We start from the raw sequence: 16,443 nt of genomic DNA on the forward strand, positions 1-16,443 counted from the left end.
TGACGCCGAAGAAGTATCAGTCGGGCGAGACCGACTATTCCGGCCGCATCAGCAAAAACGGCGACGCCGCGGTGCGCGAGGCGCTCTATGAGGCCGCCCACAGCATCCTGAGCAAGCCGATCAAGGGCTGCGCGCAGCTCAAGAGCTGGGCGATGCGGATCGCCCGCCGCGCCGGCATCAGCAAGGCCAAGGTGGCGCTGGCGCGCAAGCTCGCCGTGATCATGCTGCGCATGCTCAAGGACAACGTCCCCTTCAACGCGACTGCCAAGGCAACCGCCATGGCGGCTTAAAACAGGAGCAAACAAGTTTTCGGGCGGGTCACCACACCAGCCTTCCCGAAGCGAAGTCCCTTCGCCGGGACGATGGATCAGGTCAGGCCGTCATCCGGGTTGTCGACGCATCCCACGATGCGATCACGCTTCCGTAGATTGGCCGACCTGCTCCTCTTAGAACCCCATCAGGCGACGGCCACCGCGCCGATCCCGTACAGAAGCAGGTTCCCGGCGAGCGGATGATGCAAAAAGGGATTGACTAACCAGGGCCCGTTACAGAAGCCCGGATGGAGCGCAGCGAAATCCGGGCTACGGCTCCAACCTCCCCTTGAAAAGGGGAGGTCGCTTTGCTCGCCAGAGCAAAGCGGGTGGGGATCTGCTCTCTCCACTTGGAGCGGAGCCTGCGGCTGACCCACATCCCGACCTTCCCCCTTTCAGGGGGAAGGGGAAGACCTGTAGCCCGGATGAGCGGAGCGATATCCGGGGTCGGTCCCCGCATGCCGCTGCGCTCATGCGGGCGACGCAGTGAGATGGGATTCAGTTCTGATGGTAGCCGCGCGGCTGGTAATAGGTCCGCGGCTGCGGCTGGTAATATTGCGGCGCCGGCACGTAGCTGTCGTTGGTGTAATATGGCTGCTGGCCGTAGCCCTGCTGGCCGTAGCCTTGCTGACCATAACCTTGCGCGTCGTAGACGCGGCGGGTGGGGCGCGGCGCCGGATAGCGCTGGTCGCTCGAGCTGCCGTCGGCCGGATAGATGTAGCCGTCGTCGGCGCGGGCCTGCGCCGGATATTCGCGCGGCTGCGGCGTCAGCACGACGGGATCGCCGGCGGTGGCAGTTTGCTGTTCGAGCTGCTGCGGCGCGCGGCGGGCCACTGCGGTGCCGCGCGGATTGCGCGCCAGCGCGACCTGCGACGAGCCGGTCAGCGTCACCGTGGTGTTGAGCACGCCTTCCTTCTGCACCAGCGCATAGAGTGTCGAGGCGTTGGCGCGCGACAGCCGCACGCAGCCGTGCGACGCCGGGGTGCCGAGCCGGTTCACCGAGTCGGTGCCGTGGATCGCATGCCCGATCTTGGTGAAGAAGATCGAGTGCGGCATCGGCGCGTCGTCGAATTCCTTGGAGTAGTGATCCTCTTCCATGCGGAAGGCGCGGAAGGTGCCGTTCGGCGTTTCACGCGACGGGATGCCGCTGGAGACCGGCCAGTGATAGCGCGCGACGCCGTCGACCGCGACGGTCATCTGCTGGTTGTCCTTGTCGATGGTGATATCGACCTTGGCCTGCGCGGCACCGGCGGTGAAAAGCATCACGGACGTGAAGGCAACGAGGAACGAACGCATCTTACCCTTGGCCTCCAGGCCTGATCGCAACGCCGCGGCTCTCCGTCCCCGGCAACCAATATGCATGGAATCGGAACTTGGTTCCAGTGGCGGACCCGGCCATCGTTAATCGGGGCCGCGGCGCAAACAAGGCCGAAGCGGGCGCGCCGGGCGCCGGGTGCTGACTTTTTCGCGAGCAGGCCTCAATTGGCCGTCACCACGCAACCATTTGGCCGCATGGGCGTTTCACAATCCCGCCGGGCGGCGCGTTCGCGCCGCGTTTCAAGGAATCGAAATGAACAATACCAAGGTTAAGACCGCGGCCGTGCTTCCCGCCGGCCTTTCCGCGCGGCTCCTGCTTGCGGCCGCAGCGCTCGCGCTCGCGCTGCTGGCGATACCTCATGCCGGCCACACCCAGGGTATCGTCCGCGGCGCGCAGGAAGGCGCCTACGAAGGTAACCGGGCCGCCGGTCCGGTCGGCGGTGTGGTCGGCGGCGTCATCGGCGCCGGCGTCGGCGGTGCCGTCGGCGCGGTCAAGGGTGTGTTCGGGATTCCCGATCGCGGCTGGCGCCGCGGCCACCGCTGCCGCGGCTATTACCGCCACGGGCATTTCTACTGCTATCGGTAGCGCGCACCCGTAGCCAGGATGAAGCGCAGCGAAATCCGGGGCCGCGCTGTCCGCGGATGGACCTTCCCGGATTCCGCTTCGCTGCTGGCAAGGCGCGTGGATGGCATCTTCCTGTCCGACTTCGAGCAGGGCGAGATCGGGCCGGACAACCAGTTGTAACCTTCATCCTCCCAGTAGCCGCCGGTATAGTTGTTGAGCACGCCCGATGACGTGCTTAGGAAGCGGCTCTTCCGAGCCGCCGGTTGGCCAGTCTTTTGATTGCGGGTGGAAGTTCGCGCAGCAGGTATCTTATTCCAGGCGGGTGCTTCCATCCATACAACTCAGGGTGCATGACGTTGAGCATCTCCGAGGGTTGCAGACCCTTCATCGTGCTAGCGAGTTTCTTACTCACATAGAAAAGCATGTTTTGACGATACCACGGCTCAACCGTCGCATTGTTCCACACTCTTGGTCGGACAACGTCATAAGGATAAAACTCGTGAGCGCGAAACTTTTCCGCCCAATAACCCTGCCATTGCTCATTGATGTGCCCGCTGCCGCCTTGGCCCGGAATAGCTGCGCTGAAGAGGACGACGTCAGAGAGGGCGCAAAGATCGTTGACAAGAGATGTCGATCTTTTTTCCGGCAGGTGCTCGGCAACTTCCGTACATAGTGCCAAGTCGTACCGTGCCGGGAGATCTGGTGGCAGTACAATATAGGAATCTAGTTCGCAAACGTTGACAGTCAGGTTGCCGGGCTCTGTCGTAACATCCCTGACCCAAGCGCCCTCGAATCCGATTAATGTCGTAACGCCCAGATCGCCTGCTACGGAAAGCCAAGTACCGACGCCGCAGCCGACATCGACGAGCGTCTTAGGTTTAACGAAGTCGAATACTATCGGTAGGATGACGCTTGCGCTCGCGCGTGAGCCAGCGCGCTGACGAGCGTAGTAGCTATCTTGGTAAAATCTGGTAGCCATTCTGTTACTTCCAGAATGATAAGGCTACTGCGTGCTGTTACCTTCCCGTACAAATGAGGCTACTACGCGGCGTCTTCCATTTTTAATGAGTTTGATTATTCCTTCACGACTGCAGCCGGACGTGGTTCGCTCAATCCCTGGGGATTTCTCGGGAGGCATTGACTCTGTACGTAGCGCGCCCCGAACGCGCCTCAGCCCACTCGCGCTGGGTCACTCCGCCGCCTCCTGCATGTCGGTGGTCGGCGCGATGCGGTCGGCAGCGCATCGAGTTCGGGCGTGCCGCCACCGTAGCGGCGGATCAGCGCTTCCTTGGTGCGGCAGTAGGAGCGCGATTTCCAGCCGATGCCAGACCGCTTCTGCAATATCTATTGCACGCCGTCGCTGATAACCCGCCGGTTCTCGTCCAGCACGGCGACGACCCATCTCCACCCGCTTTGCTCTGGCGAGCAAAGCGACCTCCCCTTTTCAAGGGGAGGTAAGAGCCCGTTACCCGTCGGCGCTTTCGCAAATCAATTCTTCAGGCGGTATCCGGTCCTGAAGATCCACGCCACAATGAACATGCAGACCACCAGGAAGCCGACGGTCATGCCGAGGCTCACCGCGACGCTGACGTCGGCGATCTCGAAGAAGCTCCAGCGGAAGCCGGAGATCAGATAGACCACCGGGTTGAACAGCGTGATGGTGCGCCAGCCCGACGGCAGCATGTTCACCGAGTAGAAGCTGCCGCCGAGGAAGGTCAGCGGCGTCACCACCAGCATCGGGATCATCTGCAGCTTCTCGAAACCGTCGGCCCAGATGCCGATGATGAAGCCGAACAGGCTGAAGGTGACCGCGGTCAGCACCAGGAAGGTCAGCATCCAGACCGGATGATTAATGTGCAACGGAACAAAGAGTCCGGCAGTCGCCAGGATGATCAGGCCGAGGATGATCGACTTGGTGGCGGCGGCGCCGACATAGCCGATCACGATCTCCAGATAGGAGATCGGCGCCGACAGGATCTCGTAGATCGTGCCGGCGAATTTCGGGAAGTAGATGCCGAACGAGGCGTTGGCGATGCTCTGGGTCAGCACCGACAGCATCACGAGGCCGGGCACGATGAAGGTGCCGTAGCTGACGCCTTCGACCTCGGTGATGCGCGAGCCGATCGCGGCGCCGAACACCACGAAATACAGCGAGGTCGAGACCACCGGCGAGACGATGCTCTGCAGCAGCGTGCGCCAGGTGCGCGCCATTTCGAACAGATAGATGGCCCGGATTGCGCGGTAGTTCATGGCGCCCTCACCAGGCTGACGAAGATGTCTTCAAGCGAACTCTGCGTGGTGTCGAGATCGGAGATGCGGATGCCGGCGTTGCGCAGGTCGTTGAGTAGGCTGGTGATGCCGGTGCGGTCGCCCTTGGTGTCGTAATCGTAGGTCACCACGCGGCCGTCGCCGGACAGCTCCAACTTGTAGGCGGCGAGCGCCTCGGGGATCGCATCGAGCTTGTGCTGCAGCTGCAAGGTCAGGTGCTTCTTGCCGAGCTTCTGCATCAAGGTCGCCTTGTCCTCGATCAGGATGATCTCGCCCTTGTTGATGACGCCGATGCGGTCGGCCATCTCCTCGGCTTCCTCGATGTAATGCGTGGTCAGGATGATGGTGACGCCGGAGGCCTGCAGCGTGCGCACAACCTCCCACATGCCCTTGCGCAGCTCGACGTCGACGCCGGCGGTGGGCTCGTCCAGGAACAGGATCTGCGGCTCGTGCGACAGCGCCTTGGCGATCATCACGCGGCGCTTCATGCCGCCGGACAGCGTGATGATCTTGTTGTCCTTCTTGTCCCACAGCGACAGGTCCTTCAAAACCTTCTCGATGTGGGCCGGGTTCTTCGGCTTGCCGAACAGGCCGCGGCTGAAGCTCACGGTGGCCCAGACCGACTCGAAGGCGTCGGTGTGCAGCTCCTGCGGAACCAGCCCGATCATCGAGCGCGCCGCGCGGTAGTCCTTGATGATGTCGTGGCCGCCGATCGAGATGCTGCCCTGGCTCGGGTTGGCGATGCCGCAGATGATGCTGATCAGCGTGGTCTTGCCGGCCCCGTTCGGTCCGAGCAGCGCAAAGATTTCGCCGCGGTTGATCCCGAGATTGATGTTGTTCAGCGCCTTGAACCCGGAGCCGTACGTCTTGGAAAGATTGGAAACGGAGATGATCGGCGACATGCAGGGTCGATAGCCGTAAGGGATGGGGGCGCGCGGAACTGAGCCCGGCGAGGGCGGGAAATGGGGGCCAAGCGCAGATAGGGACGGTCAATCCATTCTGCAATCACCCCGCTGGGCAGAAAAACTATTCTGCGGCGTGGGCCCGGACCGGCAATTCGACCAGCGCGACCATGCAGGTCTTCAGGTCGTCGGCGACTTCGGGGTCGGCTCTTAGTTCGGTCAGCGTTCGCGGACGCGGCAATTCATCGCCGTCCTGCTCAAGTCCTTCGGCATAGAGAGCCAGAGCCTCCGGCGCATTGCGCAATGCCTCGTCGATGTCGTCTCCGGCAGACGTGCAGCCGGGCAGGTCCGGAAACCACACGCCGACGGCGTAGTCCGGTCCGGCATCCTCGATGATGGCGACGTAGTGGGTCAAAGTCTGCCTCAATCGGGTTTCCAACCCGCCCCCTTATAAATGGCACGCACCAAGCCTTTTCCCAAGTCCTACTTTGGGTGCGGAACGACCAGCGTTTCTCCCGAAACGGGACGCTTAAAGACGTGGTGGGAGCCGGTTATTCGAACAAGGCTCCAGCCCTCCCGCTCCAGGCGCCGGATAATGTCGCGGCTGTTGGTCAACATGACGATTTCCCCGAACCAAGCATCCGAGCATTATGGTCAGGCGCGTCCCGCGTTAAGTGAGAGCGTTCTGAGTCTTCCCGGCGTGTCTTTGCCGGCTTCTTCGAATCAGTGTGTGGACGCTGTGGCTGGAGCCATTCCGCGTTAAGTGAGTGACTTCTCTCAGTGCTTCTTCTTCGCCGGCTTCTTGGCGGCCGCGGCGGGGGCCGGGTGCGCGGGCGGCTCGGCGTCGGCGACCTTGGCGACGGTCAGGAACTGGGTCTGCGCATTGGCCGGGCCGTTGGGGCGGGCGGGGTCGAGCAGTTGCTCTTCGCCGAGCCCGACCGGGTGCAGCCGCTTGGTCGCGATCTTGAAGGTGTTGACCAGAATGTCGCGGACAGCGTCGGCGCGCCGCTGGCTCAGCAGCGCTGCGTTGTCGCGCCGGCCGCCGGATTCGACATGGCCGACGATCAGGAAGGTGTAGGGCAGCAGCGACGAATGGGTCAGCGCATCGGCGATCCGCCCGATGGTCTGGTAGGACTCCGGCAGCACGATCGGCGTGTCGACGTCGAACTTGATGTCGACGTCGAACGCCGGCAGCTTGGTCAGGTCGGGGGCGATCGGCGGCCGCTTCTGCGGCGGCGGCTCGTTCTTGCCGCGCGAGCGCGAGCGCTCCAGCACCTGCCGGCGCAGCGCCGGCACGTCGATCTCTGCCGGCGTCTCGAAATGATTGAGTTTTGCGATGACGTCGTCACGCGTGACGGCGGCGGTCTGCGTCTGCGCTCGCGCGAGCGGCGCCGCCAGCAGCAGCGCGCCGAGCAGGCCGGCGCCGCACAGCCCTCGCGTCAGGGCGCGCATCACTGATACCCCGCGTCGGTGATCGCCTGGGCGCAGTTGCGGCTGACGCCCTTGGCGGTGACGAGGCAAGGCACCGACTTGCTGGTCTCCTTGGTCGAGCCGCCGCACACCTTGACGATCTCGCGGGTGCAGGCATTGGCGACGGTGATGCGCGCCGCGATCCGCTTCTGGATCGCATCCAGCGTCGAGAGGTAGCCCTCCTTGCACTGCGGCGACATCACGTCGCGGTTGCGCGACAGGCACTCCTTGAGGCGGTTGGAGTCGAGGTTGACGCCGCGGCAATTGGCTGTGATGTCTGCGCCGCAGATCCTGGCGAGCTGGGCTGCGGCATCGCCAAAGCTCATCGTCTCCGCCGCCGCGAACGACGGCGCAGTGAGAGCGACGACAAAAATGAAAAGACGTCCCCGGACCATGGGTCCATCTGAACCCATGAATTTAGCTGGGGTCAAGTGCCACGAGGCAGGGAATTCGACTCTGTCACACCCGCTCCACAAAGCTGTCGACGACCTTCTTCTCGCCGGCCTTCTCGAACGCGATGGTGAGCTTGTTGCCGTCGATCTTCACCACATGGCCGTAGCCGAACTTTTGGTGAAACACGCGATCGTCGAGCGAGAATTCGGACACCGTGCCGGTGGATTTCGCCACCAGCTCGCCCTCGATCACCAGCGGGCCGTGCTTGCCGTGCCCCGATGAAAACGACGACTGCCGCTCCTCGAAGCCGCCGCTGCGCCCACCGCCGCCGCGGTTGCGATTGGCCTGGGCGCGTTGCCAGCCCGGGGTGGAATAGCTCGAGCCGAAGGATTCCAGGTTGTCGAAGCGCGAGGCGCCATAGCCGCCGCTGCCGCCCCAGCCCGAGCCGCCCTTGGATTCGGTGATCTCGACGTTGTGCGCCGGCAGCTCGTCGAGGAAGCGCGAGGGGATGGTGGTCGACCAGGTGCCATGGATGCGGCGGTTGGTGGCGAAATAGATTTTTGCGCGGCGGCGCGCCCGCGTCAGTCCGACATGGGCGAGGCGGCGCTCCTCTTCGAGCCCGGCGCGACCCTGTTCGTCCAGCGTGCGCTGGCTCGGGAACAGGCCTTCCTCCCAGCCCGGCAGGAATACGTTGTCGAATTCGAGACCCTTGGCGGAGTGCAGCGTCATCAGCGACACCGCTTCCTCGCCGGCCTCGCCATCGCGGTCCATCACCAGCGAGATGTGTTCGAGGAAGCCTTGCAGGTTCTCGAATTCCTCCATCGAGCGGACCAGTTCTTTCAAATTGTCCAGCCGGCCGGCGGCATCCGCCGAGCGGTCCTTCTGCCACATCTCGGTGTAGCCGCTCTCATCGAGCACGATCTCGGCCAATTCGGTATGCGACGTCACCTCGCTCTGCGCCCGCCAGCGGTCGAACTGCATCACGAGGTCGCGCAACGAGCCGCGCGCCTTCGGCTTCAGCTCGTCGGTCTCGACCACGGCGCGCGCCGCCTCGAACAAGGGAATGCGTTTCTTGCGGGCGTGGTCGTGCAGCATCTGCACGGTGGCGTCGCCGAGGCCGCGCTTCGGCACGTTGACGATGCGCTCGAAGGCGAGATCGTCGGCCGGCGAGTTGATGGTGCGCAAATAGGCCAGCGCGTCGCGGATCTCGGCGCGCTCATAGAATCTGGGACCGCCGATCACGCGATAGGGCAGGCCGAGCGTGACAAAACGGTCTTCGAACTCGCGCATCTGGAACGAGGCGCGCACCAGGATTGCGACGTCGTTGAGGTTTTCGCCGGCGCGCTGCAGCTCCTCGAGCTCCTCGCCGATCGCGCGCGCTTCTTCCTCGGAGTCCCAGGAGCCGGTGACGGTGACCTTCTCGCCGTCGACATCCTCGGTGCGCAGCGTCTTGCCGAGCCGCCCTTCATTGTGCGCGATCAGATGCGAGGCGGCGGCGAGGATGTGGCCGGTGGAACGGTAGTTGCGCTCCAGACGGATGACTTTTGCGCCGGGAAAATCGTGCTCGAAGCGCAGGATGTTGTCGACCTCGGCGCCGCGCCAGCCATAGATCGACTGGTCGTCGTCGCCGACGCAGCAGATGTTTTTGGGTGGACTCTTCTCCCTCTCCCCGTCCTTTACGGGGAGAGGGTCGGGGTGAGGGGCTGCCTCCGCGAGCTCAGTCTGCGGAGACTCCCCCTCACCCGGCGCGCTCTGCGCGCCGACCTCTCCCCGCAAGCGGGGCGAGGTGACATCTCCCGGAATCACCTCAGACAGCGCACGGCCCGGCCGCGACGGCGCCTGTGACAGGAGCCGCAGCCACAGATACTGCGCGACGTTGGTGTCCTGATATTCGTCGACCAGGATGAACTTGAAGCGGTTCTGGTAGGAGCGCAGCACGTCCGGGTTCTCGCGGAACAGGCGGATGTTCTCCAGCAAGAGGTCGCCGAAGTCGGCGGCATTCAAGATCTTCAGCCGCTCCTGATAGGTCGCGTAGATCTTGCCGCCCTTGCCGTTGCCGAACGAGGCGGCCTCGCCCGAGGGCACCTGCTGTGGCAACAGCCCGCGGTTCTTCCAGCTGTCGATCAGCCCGGCCAGCATCCGTGCCGGCCAGCGCTTGTCGTCGATGTTCTCCGCCTGCAGCAGCTGCTTGAGCAGCCGCACCTGGTCGTCGACATCGAGCACGGTGAAATTGGATTTCAGCTGCACCAGCTCGGCATGGGTGCGCAGGATGCGGCCGCCGATCGAGTGGAAGGTGCCGAGCCACGGCATGCCCTCGACTGCCTGGCCCAGCATCTGGCCGAGCCGCAGCTTCATCTCGCGCGCTGCCTTGTTGGTGAAGGTCACCGACAGGATCTCGTGCGGCCGGGCGCGGCCCTGGCTCAGGATGTGCGCGATGCGTGTGGTCAGCACCCGCGTCTTGCCGGTGCCGGCGCCGGCGAGCACCAGCACCGGGCCGTCGAGCGTCTCGACCGCCTCGCGCTGCTCCGGATTGAGCCCGCTCAGATATTGCGGAGCACCGGCCGCCGCCCGCGCACGCGCGGCGATGCCGCCAGCCTGTGGCTGGTGCTCGGGAACGCCGCGATGGGGCAATTTGCTTGGCTCGGTCATAGGCGAATCGTTGTGGCCCACGATGGCACCGCGGGACGGTGAAGGGGAGCCTTCTTAACAGGGATCGCAGGCCATATAGGGCCTGATCGGCCGTTTTGACAGGTTTATCGCGCACGGCAGGAACGATCCTCGCAGCAATCCACAGCGCGCCCGGTTCCGGAAATCGGCGAAAATTTCGCGGTTTCGCGGCCAGGAACCTGCGTTTCCCCGCCGGATTGTCTCAGCAGATACGGCGCCGGGCTTCGGCCCGCGCACGGCAACGAGACAGAGGTTGGATCATGCTGAGCTGGGTCGTCACGTTTCTGGTCATCGCCCTGATCGCGGGCATTTTGGGCTTCGGCGGCATCGCCGGCGCCTCGGTCGAAATCGCCAAGGCGATCTTCTTCATCGCCGTCATCCTGTTCCTGGTGTCGGCCGTGGTCGGATTGGTGCGCGGCCGCACAAGGGTCTAGCGAAGCGCTCCTGTTCTGACGCGTTTTCTTCACGCGAACCGGGAACCACTTCGCTCGAAAACGCTACGGGCTATTTCGATGGCATCGCCACGCTGCGGCCGATGCCCTCGGGCCGGGGCACGCTCGCGTAGCTGTCGACGATCGCGGTCACGCGGGCGCGGATGTCAGGCGGAAACGGCGCCACCTTGCGCGCCTGCATGTCGACATGCAGCGTCAGGTTTTCCGAGGTCGCCGACAGCCAGCCCTCTTCGGCGTGGCGCAGCTGCTCGAACGTATGCAGGCGCTTCTCGTCGGCGCCGAGCAGGAACACCGAAACCTGCACGGGATCGCCGAGATGGATCTCCCGCAAATATCGCACGTGGCATTCGGCGGTGAAGGTCGAGCAGTGCCGCGCCTTCATGTAGGCCGGGCCGATGCCGAGCTGCAACCACATCTCGTCGATGGCGCGGTCGAACATCACGTTGTAATAGGCCATGTTGAGATGGCCGTTATAGTCGATCCATTGCGGCTCGATCTGCATGATCGAGGACTTGAACGGGGTGGGCGGAAGCGGCAGTTCGCTGGCGGCAGTCACTGAGGTCATGGTCCATCCCGGTTCGCTGGCGTTCGAGCATGAGCTTTTCTGCGACCGCATCGCCGCCTTTTTCAAGTCAGGCTCTCTTGACCCCTTATACAAGCTTTGCCACGGTCGGCTAAATCCGGGAGGAATTTTGACGTGGCGACGACGATTTCGAGCAATGTGACGCGACCTGAGCCGCAAGCCCTGAAAAGCGCGGTCGACGCGCTGGCGGCGCGGTTCGGCAACCGGCTCGTCACGTCGCAGGCGGTGCGCGAACAGCACGCCCATACCACCACCTGGCTGCCGAACCAGCCGCCGGACGCGGTGGTGATGGCGCAGGAAACCGCCGACATCCAGGACGTGGTGCGGATCTGCGCAAAACACCGCGTGCCGGTGATCGCGTTCGGCACCGGAACCTCGCTCGAAGGCCAGGTCAATGCGCCGGGCGGCGGCGTCTGTATCGATCTGCGCGACATGAACAAGGTGCTCGCAGTCCATGCCGAGGACCTCGACTGCGTGATCCAGCCCGGCGTGACCCGCAAGGCGCTCAACGAGCATCTGCGCGACCAGGGCCTGTTCTTCCCGATCGATCCCGGCGCCGACGCCTCGCTCGGCGGCATGACCTCGACCCGCGCCTCCGGCACCAACGCGGTGCGCTACGGCACCATGCGCGAGAACGTGCTGGCGCTGAAGGTGGTGCGCGGCGACGGCGAGATCATCACCACAGGCACGCGGGCCAAGAAATCGTCGGCCGGCTACGATCTGACCCATCTGTTCGTCGGCGCAGAGGGCACGCTCGGCATCATCTCCGAGCTCACCATCCGCCTGCGCGGCATTCCCGACACCATCGCTGCGGCGGCTTGCTCGTTTGACACCGTGCGCGGCGCCTGCCAGGCCACCATCCTCGCGATCCAGACCGGCATCCCGCTGGCGCGGATCGAGCTGCTCAATGCCGAGCAGGTCAAGGCCTGCAACAATTATTCAAAGCTGTCGCTGCCGGAGACGCCGCTGCTGCTCTTGGAATTCCACGGCAGCGAGGTCGAGGTCGCCGAGCAGTCGAAGAATTTTCGCGACATCGCCGCCGAATGCGGCGGCGGCGACTTCTCCTGGACCACCAAGCCGGAGGACCGCACCAAGCTGTGGCAGGCCCGGCACGACGCCTATTGGTCGGTGAAGGCGCTGCGCCCCGGCGACCGCATCGGCGTGGTCGCGACCGACGTCTGCGTGCCGATCTCGCGGCTCGCCGACTGCGTCACCGAGACCGAGGACGATCTGAAGCGGCTCAATCTGCTGTCGCCGATCGTCGGCCATGTCGGTGACGGCAATTTCCACTGCTCGCTGGTCTGCGACGTCGACAACAAGGACGAGATGGCGCGCGGCGAGGAGTTCATGCACCGTTTGGTCGAGCGCGCCCAGGCGATGGGCGGCACCTGCACCGGCGAGCACGGCATCGGCCAGGGCAAGCAGAAATATCTGCAGGCCGAGCTCGGCCCCGAGGCGCTCGACGCGATGCGGGCGCTGAAGCAGGCGCTCGATCCGCAGAACATTTTCAATCCGGGAAAGATCGTCCCCGCGGCCTGAAGCGCCGCCAATTTCCGCGCAATTTGCGCCCGCTGGCCGCGCGTGTAGCGGCTGGCCCATGGAACTTTTCCGTTCGCGCGACGTCTGTCTTATGCCGCAGTGTGAGCGGCGCAGCGCCAGGGAGAGCACCGTGGTCAGACGGGCAATTGGAATTGCGGTCATTGTTCTCGCGTTGGCCCTGTCAGGCACCGCACTCGGCAAGGGTGGCGGCGGAGGTCACGGAGGGGGCCATGGTGGTGGTCATGGCGGAGGTCACGGTGGCGGCCATGGGCATGGCGGGCACGGATTTGGCGGGCACGGCGGCGGCCACATGCATTTCGGCGGCGGACATCATGGCGGGTTCGCCCGTTCGCACGCGATCCGGCGCTCGGGCTTTGCCGGCCATCGATCCTTCGCAACGCGCGGTGGCGCGAATTTCGGCCAGATGCGAAATGCCGCGATCAGATCCGGCAATCTGCACGCCGGCAACGTGCACAACGCGTTCAATTCGCTGTCGCGCTCGGGCGCATTGCGAAACGGCCGATTGCTGAGCAATCCGGCGGCGCGCGCGCAGATGGCGGCGGCTGCGGCGCTTGGCGGCTGGCACGGTGGCGCGGCCGCAGGCGGCTGGTGGCAGCATGCCGGCGGCGGTTATGGATGGGTCGGCCCGCTGTTCTGGCCGTTCGCCTACAACGACATCTATGACTACGCCATCTGGGGCGACGACATCGGCTTCTGGGGCTATGGCTATCCGGACATCTATGCCGGCATTTTCGCGCCCTATGGCTATGACGACCTCAGGGGCTATTTCGTCGAACGCAGGCCGGGCCGGCGCAGCCGTGGCGGCGGGCGGATCGAGCAGATGTGCGGCAACGACAGCCGCTCGCTTGCGGGCCTGCCGATCGATCAGATCGCGGCTGCGGTGCAGCCGACGGCGGCGCAGGGCGCTGCGCTCGACGAACTCGGAAATGCCTCGATCGCCGCGGCGCAGAGCATTCGTGCGGCATGTCCTGCGCAGGTGATGTTGACGGCGCCGAGCCGCCTTGCCGCCATGCAGCAGCGGATCGAGGCGATGATCGCAGCGGCCGCCACCGTGCAGCCGCCGCTGGACAAGTTCTACGGCCTGCTCGACGACGAACAGAAGGCGCGGCTGAACGCGTTGGCCGAGGATCAGCGCAAGGCATCGGCCGCGAGTGCAGGCAGTGCGCCGTCTGCCGACAATTGTTCGGTGGCACAACCGGCGGCGCAGCAATGGCCGACCGGCGAGATCGACGCCCGGCTGCATTTGAACGACACCCAGCGCGCCGCGCTGCAGGTGCTGCAGAACGCCAGCGCCGATGCCGCGCAAAGGCTGCAAGCTGCGTGCAAGGCGAGCGATGCCATGACGCCGCCGGCGCGGCTTGCTGCCATCGCCAAACGACTCGATACCATGCTGCAGGCGGTCAAGGACGTACGCGCCGCGCTCGAGGCGTTCTACGCCACCCTCGACGACGAGCAAAAGGCGCAGTTCGAGGCGATCGGACCAAGGCGATCGGCGTAGCTGCTTGACCCGAACGGGAATCCGCTTCGCGGGAAAGCCATGGAGCCGGCGATTTTGACGCTTAGCCCGTTCGCGGTAGCCCGAAGGGTGTGGCGGCCGTGCCATAGTGATGCCTCATCACTCTTCGTTACGAAGACTCTACGGTTCACAGGCTGCGTGAAGGCCAGCTATGCTTGCCGGCGTTTGAGGTGCGGCGATGTGGTGGTTCAGCAAGGCCAAGCAAAAGGAGATTTGGGACGATCCCGTCGAGCAGCCGCACGGCGACATCGAGGCGGTGAACATCATCCGCGCGATCTGCCGCGATGCAGCCGACAGCGCCGAGAAGCTGGGCCGGCCGGAGGGCCGTGCGGCGAAGAATCAGGAGATCGAGCGCGACCGCTACGAGCGCGCCGCCAGGCTCGCGATGGAGATCGCGATGAAGATTTCCGACGAGTTGATGCGCGACTCCGCGGTGCGCGAGATCATCGGCCTCTGCATGAAGGCCAACAACATCAAGACCGCACGGGCCCTGTACCGTGCCATCCACGCCGGCTCGATCAAGGCCGAGGTGTTGCAGGAGCACCCGACGCTCGAGGGCGAGCAGGGCTAACCGTTCCGGCGGTCCCGCAGCCCGGAGCCCGGATGGAGCGCAGCGCAATCCGGGGCCAGTCTATCCGCGGAGAGAATCCCGGATTGCGCTTCGCGTCATCCGGGCTGCGCAGCGGCGATTGCATCAGATTGACGTCTGTCCGCCCAACGCGCGCACCGCTTCATCGACGCTGCGGAAGATGCGGTCGTTCGGCAGCACCTCGTAAAGCTTGAACCGTTCGAACGCGGCATGGGCGCGGGCGGATTCCAGCCGCGCCACCGCGACTGTCACGCCCTGTTCGCGGCATTCGCGGAACAGGCCGCGTAGCTCCTGCGCCGCGGTGAAATCGATCTCGATCAGGCCGCTGGCCTCGATCACCACGAGATGCGGTTTCGGCGTCGCGGTGCCGATCACCTTCAGCACGTCGCTGTGAAACCCTTCGGCATTGAGGAACGACAGCGGCGCCTGCATGCCGAGCACGGCGATGCCCGGCTTGCGCTCGCCGGTGACGTTCGGGCCCGCCGGCCACCAGATCGTGGTGCCGGGGACGTGGACGAATTCGACCAGCCGCCCCCGCGTCGTGGTCCAGACGCCGTGCAGCAGCGACAGCGCGATGCCGAGCGCAACACCTTGCTCGATCGGCAGCACGATGATCGCCGCCGCGGTCGCCACCACCAGCAGGAATTCGTAGAACGACTGCCGGAAGATCGCGACGATCTGGCCGACGCGGATGATGCGCAGCGCGACGAACAGCAGCACGCCGCCGAGCGCCGCATCGGGCACGTGCTGCAACAGCGTCGCGCCGAACGCCAATAGCGCCAGCACGATCGCCGCGGCAACCAGCCCGGCGAGCTGGGTTTGGCCGCCGGTCTCCGACACGATGCCGGTGCGCGGCGGCGAGGCGTTGACCGGAAAGGCGCCGAACAGGCCGGCGAGCAGGCTGCCGGCGCCGACGCCGAGGAAGTCGCGGTCGACATCCGCCGGCTTGTCCGGGTCCGACAGGAACGAGCGCGTCGTGGCCGCGGTCTGCACCATGACGACGACCGCGATCAGGAATGCCAGCGACAGCAGTTTTATCCATTTCTCCGGCGCGATCTCCGGAAACGACGGCGTCGGCAGCGTGCCCGGCACCGCGCCGACCACCCTGACGCCCTTGCTCTCGAGCTGCCCGGCGATCACGGCGACCGTGGCTACGACGAGACCGATCAGCGCGCCGGGAATCCGCGCGCTGATCCTCTCCGATCCGGCAACCAGCGCCAGCACGCCGAGGCCGATCGCGAGCGTATGGAAGTTGGTCTGGCCGATGTGCTCGGCGAGCACGACGAGCTTGTAGAGCGTCGGCCCGTCCGGCGCGGCGAGGCCGAGCACGCCTGATAGTTGCGAGACCAGGATGTGCACGGAGATGCCGGCGAGGAAGCCGACCGTCACCGGCGTCGACAGCAAATTGGCGATCCAGCCGAGCCGAAACAAGCTGCCGGCGATCATGATCGCGCCGACCAAAAGCGCCAGCCCCATCGCCAGCGCCTGGTAGTCGTGTGTGCCCGCGGTCGCCATCAGCGCCAGCCCGCCGGCGAAGATCGGCGTGATCGTGGAGTCGGCGCCGCAGGACAAAAAGCGGTTGGCGCCGAACATCGCAAAGCCGATCGAGCCGGCGAGGAAGGCGAAGAAGCCGATCTGCGGCGAGAAGCCGCCGAGCCGCGCGGTGGCCATCTGCTCGGGGATCGCGATCGCGGCCAGCGTCAGCCCCGCGATCAGGTCACCAGGCAGGTCGCTCGGCCGGAAGCGCGCGAGCGAACGGAAGATCGGCCAGTTGGCGCGTGATGGTTGGTCCTGGCCCATCGGCTCTTGCTACTCCCAGCGGCTGCCGGGAAATCATCGGACAAGGCGCG

At 65.0% G+C, this 16,443-nt stretch carries 18 protein-coding genes; 7 read left to right on the forward strand and 11 right to left on the reverse strand.

Annotated features, from left to right (window positions below; genetic code table 11):
* A partial coding sequence (locus CI41S_RS31205) for a transposase (protein ID WP_139862978.1) occupies positions 1 to 290 on the forward strand: 290 nt, incomplete at its 5' end.
* Between the two features lie 519 nt (positions 291 to 809).
* Here CI41S_RS31205 and CI41S_RS31210 read toward each other — a convergent pair.
* Positions 810 to 1,607 carry a L,D-transpeptidase gene (locus CI41S_RS31210; RefSeq protein ID WP_139863534.1) on the reverse strand — a complete coding sequence of 266 codons (798 nt, stop codon included), beginning with the start codon at positions 1,605 to 1,607 and terminating at the stop codon, positions 810 to 812.
* A 274-nt stretch (positions 1,608 to 1,881) separates the two neighbouring features.
* Between CI41S_RS31210 and CI41S_RS31215 the strand changes: the two genes are divergently transcribed.
* On the forward strand, positions 1,882 to 2,214 hold the full coding sequence (locus CI41S_RS31215) for a hypothetical protein (protein ID WP_139862979.1): 333 nt from the start codon (positions 1,882 to 1,884) through the stop codon (positions 2,212 to 2,214).
* 18 nt (positions 2,215 to 2,232) lie between these two features.
* Entirely contained in the window at positions 2,233 to 2,373 is a 141-nt protein-coding gene (locus CI41S_RS43795) for a hypothetical protein (RefSeq protein WP_172628257.1), read from the forward strand.
* A gap of 55 nt (positions 2,374 to 2,428) precedes the next feature.
* On the opposite strand, the gene CI41S_RS31220 is transcribed toward CI41S_RS43795, so the two are convergent.
* From CI41S_RS31220 to CI41S_RS31255, 8 genes are all read right to left on the reverse strand, one after another.
* Positions 2,429 to 3,172: a methyltransferase domain-containing protein gene (locus tag CI41S_RS31220; protein WP_139862980.1), complete on the reverse strand. Its 744-nt coding sequence runs from the start codon at positions 3,170 to 3,172 to the stop codon at positions 2,429 to 2,431.
* Positions 3,173 to 3,681: 509 nt separating this feature from the next.
* The gene (locus CI41S_RS31225) at positions 3,682 to 4,443 is read right to left on the reverse strand and encodes an ABC transporter permease (RefSeq protein WP_139862981.1); all 762 of its coding nucleotides are present in this window, start codon (positions 4,441 to 4,443) and stop codon (positions 3,682 to 3,684) included.
* Positions 4,440 to 5,363: an ABC transporter ATP-binding protein gene (locus CI41S_RS31230; RefSeq protein ID WP_139862982.1), complete on the reverse strand. Its 924-nt coding sequence runs from the start codon at positions 5,361 to 5,363 to the stop codon at positions 4,440 to 4,442. Before CI41S_RS31230 ends, CI41S_RS31225 begins: the two co-directional genes overlap by 4 nt.
* Positions 5,364 to 5,487: 124 nt before the next feature.
* Complete coding sequence (locus CI41S_RS31235) at positions 5,488 to 5,778, reverse strand: type II toxin-antitoxin system HicB family antitoxin (protein WP_139863535.1); 291 nt, start codon at positions 5,776 to 5,778, stop codon at positions 5,488 to 5,490.
* A gap of 68 nt (positions 5,779 to 5,846) precedes the next feature.
* Positions 5,847 to 5,981: a type II toxin-antitoxin system HicA family toxin gene (locus CI41S_RS31240; RefSeq protein ID WP_139862983.1), complete on the reverse strand. Its 135-nt coding sequence runs from the start codon at positions 5,979 to 5,981 to the stop codon at positions 5,847 to 5,849.
* A 159-nt stretch (positions 5,982 to 6,140) separates the two neighbouring features.
* The gene (locus CI41S_RS31245) at positions 6,141 to 6,815 is read right to left on the reverse strand and encodes an OmpA family protein (RefSeq protein WP_139862984.1); all 675 of its coding nucleotides are present in this window, start codon (positions 6,813 to 6,815) and stop codon (positions 6,141 to 6,143) included.
* Positions 6,815 to 7,228: a hypothetical protein gene (locus tag CI41S_RS31250; protein WP_139862985.1), complete on the reverse strand. Its 414-nt coding sequence runs from the start codon at positions 7,226 to 7,228 to the stop codon at positions 6,815 to 6,817. The genes CI41S_RS31245 and CI41S_RS31250 overlap by 1 nt, the downstream gene beginning before the upstream one ends.
* 64 nt (positions 7,229 to 7,292) lie before the next feature.
* The gene (locus CI41S_RS31255; RefSeq protein ID WP_139862986.1) at positions 7,293 to 9,875 is read right to left on the reverse strand and encodes an ATP-dependent helicase; all 2,583 of its coding nucleotides are present in this window, start codon (positions 9,873 to 9,875) and stop codon (positions 7,293 to 7,295) included.
* A gap of 278 nt (positions 9,876 to 10,153) precedes the next feature.
* On the opposite strand from CI41S_RS31255, the gene CI41S_RS31260 reads away from it, so the two are divergent.
* On the forward strand, positions 10,154 to 10,327 hold the full coding sequence (locus tag CI41S_RS31260) for a DUF1328 domain-containing protein (RefSeq protein ID WP_016846258.1): 174 nt from the start codon (positions 10,154 to 10,156) through the stop codon (positions 10,325 to 10,327).
* 70 nt (positions 10,328 to 10,397) lie between these two features.
* On the opposite strand, the gene CI41S_RS31265 is transcribed toward CI41S_RS31260, so the two are convergent.
* Positions 10,398 to 10,910, reverse strand: coding sequence for a thioesterase family protein (locus tag CI41S_RS31265; RefSeq protein ID WP_139862987.1), 513 nt, complete (start codon positions 10,908 to 10,910; stop codon positions 10,398 to 10,400).
* Between the two features lie 132 nt (positions 10,911 to 11,042).
* On the opposite strand from CI41S_RS31265, the gene CI41S_RS31270 reads away from it, so the two are divergent.
* From CI41S_RS31270 to CI41S_RS31280, 3 genes are all read left to right on the forward strand, one after another.
* Positions 11,043 to 12,467, forward strand: a complete 1,425-nt coding sequence (locus CI41S_RS31270; protein WP_139862988.1) for an FAD-binding oxidoreductase — start codon at positions 11,043 to 11,045, stop codon at positions 12,465 to 12,467.
* 130 nt (positions 12,468 to 12,597) lie between these two features.
* Complete coding sequence (locus CI41S_RS31275; protein ID WP_139862989.1) at positions 12,598 to 13,986, forward strand: Spy/CpxP family protein refolding chaperone; 1,389 nt, start codon at positions 12,598 to 12,600, stop codon at positions 13,984 to 13,986.
* A 196-nt stretch (positions 13,987 to 14,182) separates the two neighbouring features.
* Complete coding sequence (locus tag CI41S_RS31280) at positions 14,183 to 14,575, forward strand: hypothetical protein (RefSeq protein WP_139862990.1); 393 nt, start codon at positions 14,183 to 14,185, stop codon at positions 14,573 to 14,575.
* 123 nt (positions 14,576 to 14,698) lie between these two features.
* On the opposite strand, the gene CI41S_RS31285 is transcribed toward CI41S_RS31280, so the two are convergent.
* Entirely contained in the window at positions 14,699 to 16,393 is a 1,695-nt protein-coding gene (locus CI41S_RS31285; RefSeq protein ID WP_139862991.1) for a SulP family inorganic anion transporter, read from the reverse strand.
* Between the last annotated feature and the right edge of the window lie 50 nt (positions 16,394 to 16,443).

Source organism: Bradyrhizobium ivorense, from assembly GCF_900696085.1.
In the GTDB taxonomy this organism is placed as follows: Bacteria; Pseudomonadota; Alphaproteobacteria; order Rhizobiales; family Xanthobacteraceae; genus Bradyrhizobium; species Bradyrhizobium ivorense.